The organism is bacterium, from assembly GCA_024228115.1.
Taxonomy (GTDB): Bacteria; Myxococcota_A; UBA9160; order UBA9160; family UBA6930.
The window spans coordinates 1-5,324 of sequence record JAAETT010000181.1 but is presented as its reverse complement, the minus strand read 5'-3'; the positions used below and the strand labels follow the sequence as shown (position 1 = coordinate 5,324).

5 protein-coding genes and 1 pseudogene are annotated in these 5,324 nt (G+C 61.3%); 4 read left to right on the top strand and 2 right to left on the bottom strand.

The window, feature by feature from the left end:
* Positions 1 to 88 precede the first annotated feature (88 nt).
* The gene (locus tag GY937_09255) at positions 89 to 661 is read left to right on the top strand and encodes a hypothetical protein (GenBank protein ID MCP5056895.1); all 573 of its coding nucleotides are present in this window, start codon (positions 89 to 91) and stop codon (positions 659 to 661) included.
* 106 nt (positions 662 to 767) lie between these two features.
* On the opposite strand, the gene GY937_09250 is transcribed toward GY937_09255, so the two are convergent.
* A complete protein-coding gene (locus tag GY937_09250; GenBank protein ID MCP5056894.1) occupies positions 768 to 1,040 on the bottom strand; it encodes a hypothetical protein in 273 nt (90 codons plus the stop codon).
* Between the two features lie 249 nt (positions 1,041 to 1,289).
* Positions 1,290 to 1,778, bottom strand: coding sequence for a hypothetical protein (locus tag GY937_09245; protein ID MCP5056893.1), 489 nt, complete (start codon positions 1,776 to 1,778; stop codon positions 1,290 to 1,292).
* Between the two features lie 551 nt (positions 1,779 to 2,329).
* Between GY937_09245 and GY937_09240 the strand changes: the two genes are divergently transcribed.
* From GY937_09240 to GY937_09230, 3 genes and pseudogenes are all read left to right on the top strand, one after another.
* Positions 2,330 to 3,553 (top strand): hypothetical protein, encoded by a 1,224-nt coding sequence (locus tag GY937_09240; GenBank protein MCP5056892.1) that lies wholly within the window; start codon positions 2,330 to 2,332, stop codon positions 3,551 to 3,553.
* Between the two features lie 312 nt (positions 3,554 to 3,865).
* Positions 3,866 to 4,693: pseudogene (locus GY937_09235) on the top strand (nucleotide-binding protein).
* Between the two features lie 7 nt (positions 4,694 to 4,700).
* Positions 4,701 to 4,934 carry a nucleotide-binding protein gene (locus GY937_09230; GenBank protein ID MCP5056891.1) on the top strand — a complete coding sequence of 78 codons (234 nt, stop codon included), beginning with the start codon at positions 4,701 to 4,703 and terminating at the stop codon, positions 4,932 to 4,934.
* Positions 4,935 to 5,324: the final 390 nt, after the last annotated feature.

Sequence of the window (5,324 nt, the reverse complement as noted above, 5' to 3'; positions counted from 1 at the left end):
TGCTGTTTCTCTGCGTCCAAGACATTTGCCATGGCCGGCGAGGCTATCCGCCTCGCCCGCCTCAACGTCCTGGACGACTCCCCGTTCTATGGCCGGTTTTCAGGTGATCACGTATGGCCGCTTTTGGGTGTTCACCGAGGTGACAGGCTTGCTGCCACCGCAAGGGCCTCGGCAAGTCGCACTCATCGAGGGTGCAACACTGCTTCCGAGAACGACCTTCTTTTCGGAAATCGTTCCTGATCCAATCGACGAACGGTCAGCGTGGTTCTCGGCTCTGCTCGAGCGCTCATCGATGGCGGACCTCGTCTTCCTCGATCCCGACAATGGGATCGAGGTTGCCTCCAAGCCGGTTGGACGCAAGGGCTCGTCCAAGTACGTCCGGTGGTCAGAGATCGATCAGCTGTTCGAAAGCGGGTGCTCGCTGGTTGTCTACCAGCACTACCCACGAAAGCCGCGCGAAGAGTTCGCCGCGTCTCTTGCCGAAACCGCGCGTCGCAGGACGGGTGCCGTCCTTGTCGGCGGATTCCATTCCGCACACGTCTTGTTCCTGCTGCTCGGCCAACCTCACCACGAAGAGCGATTGCGCGCCGGCATCCGTAGAGTCGTACGCGAGTGGGCCGGGCAGCTCAATCGCCTGGAGTTGTCGGCCGCCGCGAAATGAGTGCGCAGCCTCTTTCGCCGCGTCGGCCAGAGGACCAGCGATGCCTTCCTCCCGTCGCGGGTCGTGCCTAATATTGGCGCGTCCCTGGATTGCTCCGGTTACTTCCTCAGTACTCTTTGGGCAGAAGCACGGTCGTCGTCGACCGGTCCGCTTCGGTGATGATCCAGAAGCACACTCCTCCACCCGTGGTGTACGAAGAGAGCAATCGTGCCCGCTCCCCAACGGCGGCATCGTTCGCCTCCGCATCGTCCGAGCAGACGTCGCCCCAATCTCCGTTGACGTGGCGCTGGAGTGCCCGAAGCATTTCGCTATTCGAGACCCGCTTGAGCGCACCCGGTGTGCTTACCAGCCTGCCGAGTCGAAATGTTGCCGTCGTCATGGTTTCTTCCTTGATTGTTCGTTGGGAATGACCGGCCACTATGCGGCCAGCACCCCCGGCATCTGGCCGCTCGTAGCCATCCGCCGTGTCCAGTAGAGGCGGGGTCAGGGGCGCCGAAGGCGAGCGAAGCGGAACCTTGACGCTGCCGGCGGGCGCGGCATCCGGAATCCGATTTCTCGCTGGGACGAATCGAGAGGCGTGTGCACCGGGTATGGAAAGGCGGCCGGGCGATGCGCCGGGGAAGCCCCTTCAGTGCTGATTGAACAGGTCGGGATGGGATTCCCGGATCGAATGGAACACTCCGTTGCGGCTCCAGACGATGTGGTCGAGGACCGGGATGCCGAGAATCCGACCTGCACGGACGAGTCTCTCCGTCACCGCGATGTCCTCGGGACTCGGACTTACATCACCACTCGGATGGTTGTGCCCGACCAGAATCGAGACCGAACCCGAGGCAACGCCTTGGAGAAAGAGGTTGGCCGGCACCTGGAAGACCTCGCGGGGGTGTACGAGGGATGCCGTTGCAGTCCCGACCGAAATCACTTGGTCGCCGATCGGACGATGGCGCCCATCGAGGTGGAGCGCAACGAAGTGTTCGCGCGCGTCATCGCGAATTCGACGACGCAAATAGTCGGCCACGTTTGCAGGCTCGCGGATTGCATCCGGACAGCGTCGGCGTGCGCCGACGTAGCGGATGGCTACCTCCCGAATGAGTCGGGTGTGTTGTTGATCGGACATCGTGTTCTGGCTCCCCTGTTAGGCCCGTCCTGGGCCGGCTCTCTCGCTCCATCCAGAGAGCCGGTCAGGCACGGCCGCGAGGCAGACGCCCGCGGAACGGGCCGGAGCCAGGCAGAGAGCGTGAACGGACCGAAGGGGAGGGCGCGGCCTTTGCCGCAGTGGAGGTCACGGGAGCGGGGCGGGCGCCGGCAGGGAGGAGGACCGATGATCCCAGCACGAACCCGTCGCGTGAAGCGGCCGGGACACTCTGCTCGCCTTGGAGGTAGTAGATGTTCCGTCCACTACTTGCCGACCGGGGATCGCCCGTCGGGGGATTCGAAGCGCACGCGACATCCTTGGCCTCCGGCTTCGGCAGGCGAGTGCGATGGGGCATTCGGTTTGACTGGTCGCCGTCGCCTTGAGGACTACCCGAGAAAAGCTGCTTCATCAGCGAAGACCCATAGAGCCCATCTGGGAGCTGGTGAACCTTCACGCAGCTCTGCAGATCGGTGAGGTGACCGAGGAATCCGCAGGCGAGCCTGATGTGCGACTAGGGTTGCCAGGAGGAGCGGTTGTGGATTGAAGCCACACATGTTTCTCCGAGAAATCAATCAGAACGCGACGACCTCAAGACGTTTCCGGGATGGATTCGCGAGGGGTTAGAGGCTCGCGGAGCCGTTCCGAGGATGCGGATCGATTTGCGAAAGCGGGACGACGATGCCGAACTCACCGTTCCGCCGAGAAACGAACGCCGCCGACTCAAACAAACTCCCGCATGGGGAGAATTTGTAGAGGCCGTCACGGCCGGCCGGCCGGGCACCTGGGAGCCTGGGGCGGGCTTCAACGTCGTAGTGAAGGTGACCCAAGACTCCCTGCCTGGGAGCGGCTACCCAGCGACCGGCATTCCGCGGCGCCCTCTGGATCACGTGGTCTATCGTTCGATCCGATCCAAGGCAAAGCAGATCCGCGCACGTGGCGACCGAGCTGGTCGCCGCCAGCCCTTGATTGTCTCTATCTGCACAAGTCACCCAGGCACAGAGGTCAATGCGGACAGCTTCCGTGCGACTCGGTTGGGAAACGCCCTGACCGCGGCGTTCTGCGATACCAGAAAATGGGATGAGGTGGCCCTGCATAACTTCATCGGGCCAAGCCGAGAGAGAGAGAGACCGATACGCGGAAGCGAGTTCATCTCGGCAGTCCTGCTGACCGAGATCCTCGACCCACCAATGCCACTGTATGGGCCGAGCTTCAGGTTCGCGGAGACGAGACTCTTCCGGAACCCCTACGCTCGTTCACCCCTGGACCCCTCGACGTGTGAGGCACTCAATGAACTTGATTTCAATCACTACTCCTACGGCCCGCAGCACGGAGAAAATTGGTCAGTCCCTCTCGAGGATCCGCAAGATCAACGTCCGCGAAGAAGTCAAGAGTCGGGGTCGATCGTATGGTCGCCCAAGGGGGTCTTCAACATGTCGCTAGAGCTACCTACGGATGTGCTTCTGCGCGTCCTCTCCGGGGAGGGCTCGGTGGAGGAAGCGATGGGCCAGTCCGCTCCGAAGGGTGCCATCGAAGCTCTCAAGATTGCTTTTAGATGCGGCTGTGAGATCGAGTCCATCGACAAGGTCGATGCAGTTCCCGCTCAACGCAAACCCCAGCGGGTCAAGTTCCAGTTCGGGCCGCCACGTCCGCCCGTCGTGGCAGTCAAGAAGCAAGAGAACGACGAAAAGTCTAGGACGGGCATGCTACGGGCCTTCCAGTCCCTGGCCATGGCTCTACGGCGATGGAGGAGACCCTAAACCCCGCGCCTTGTACAAGGACTCCTGGACGGGTGAACCCTCAGCAACGATGATGAAGGAGTGCGGAAGCGCACTGCCTGATCAGGAGTTCATCCTCAACTTTTGGGACTAACTCGACAGCCATTTCCACGATGGAGACCGTACGCCGTGTATAGCCTGTTGGTGTCGCACCAGTTCCAGGACTGGGACGGAGGAACCTTCCGATTCGACAAGAGCCGCTTCCTGGAGTACACGAGCGAACTCATTGACGAACAACTGCGGACGCTCTCGAGAGAAGCCATCGAGTGCATTGAGTCATGGCCCTGCGTACTGATGGAAGAGGGGCGAGCAGAAGAACTCGTGCGCATCGCCCGGATCTCGGAACTTCACGACCTCGGTGGGGAAATTCGGCTGGCGGTCGAGCTGTGTCCAAGCAAGGTCCCCATCCTGAATGACCACCTATGGCGGATCCGCGAAGAGCTGGACATCGAGCAATTCGAATACAGCCGAAACCACTGGGCAGTAAAGGAGCGAGATCTATTCTCAGTTCTCCGCGCCGCTGGCCACGAGTTCGACACCTCTGCTACGAGTGTTTTCAAAGCAAAGCCTCTCCCTGCACCTACTCGGGCATCTCTGATCAGGGCACGAAGCTCGATCTCCGAATGGGGCCACACATACATCGACGACCTGTTGTTGGAAGCAGGTGTGGTGGATCTCTCGGCAGCGCGGGGCGTAGGGAGTCGCCGAGATCGAGCCAATGCGATCGTTCAGTTCGCGATTGATAACCCGTCAGCGGTAACCGCCGAGAATTCGCTGTTCTCCTCGTATCTCGCCAGACGAGCTTCTGCGACGAACGGAGAAGTCGAACAAGAGACCACTCCACCTCGGACTCAGGAAGTCGCGCCCGCGACTGGCCCAGCTCCCGAGTCCGACTCTGCCGACCGCTCACCGAACCGCGTCTTCGTGGTGCACGGCCAAAACGACACCGCCCGCATCGCAGTCGTCTCCTCCCTGGAGAGTATGGGGCTGGAGGGAATCGTCCTTCACGATCAACCCAGCATGGGGCGCCATCTTCTCACCAAGTTCATCCAGGAAGCAGACCTGGCGACCTTCGCTGTAGTCCTGATGACCGACGACGACGTAGGAAGCTCCAAGGGGGGGGGAGGTCGTGCCGCGCGCTCGACAGAACGTGATTCTGGAGCTGGGCTACTTCCTGGCGCACCTCGGTCAGGCCAAGGTATGCGCGCTGATCACTCCTGGCCTCGAAACGCCATCAGACTTCGACGGCATCGTTTACATCCGCATGGACGACAAGCAAGAATGGCAACAAGAGCTCAAACGAGAGCTCTTGGCGGCGGGAATGCCCGTGGTCGGAGCCCCGAGTAGCGCGCCCGCCAGCTAACGCCTATCAGACCCTCCGTTGTCAATAGGGAAGATGCGGACGCTGCAAGCATGCGGATCAGCTTCAGCCTTTCGGAATCGCGGCCCGTGAGTTGATGTATAGTCGGCTGAACCGGGCAATCGGTCCGGCTGTCGAATGCCATTTGGGCGGCGTGATCGAGTGCCTACACGGTGGTGCATCTCATGGGAGTACGTACAGCGATTCAGATCAGTCGGGAGGTCGACATTCTCGATGGTCTCTTGGGGTCGCCGGAGTGTAGACGCTCACTCAGAAGCGTAGAAATCTGATCATTTGGCCGGGGGGCGACGCAGCCCGCCGTTCCGGATTCCGATTCAGATCTTCCGGGTCGAAAGGTCCTTGACCCAGGGCGAACGCCCTCCCGGCTCGACC

What these genes read in the sequence shown, in the direction of transcription:
- GY937_09255 (MCP5056895.1), top strand. Translation starts at nt 89, where the DNA reads ATGGCCGGTTTTCAGGTGATCACGTATGGCCGCTTTTGGGTGTTCACC.
- GY937_09250 (MCP5056894.1), bottom strand. Translation starts at nt 1,040, where the DNA reads ATGACGACGGCAACATTTCGACTCGGCAGGCTGGTAAGCACACCGGGT.
- GY937_09245 (MCP5056893.1), bottom strand. Translation starts at nt 1,778, where the DNA reads ATGTCCGATCAACAACACACCCGACTCATTCGGGAGGTAGCCATCCGC.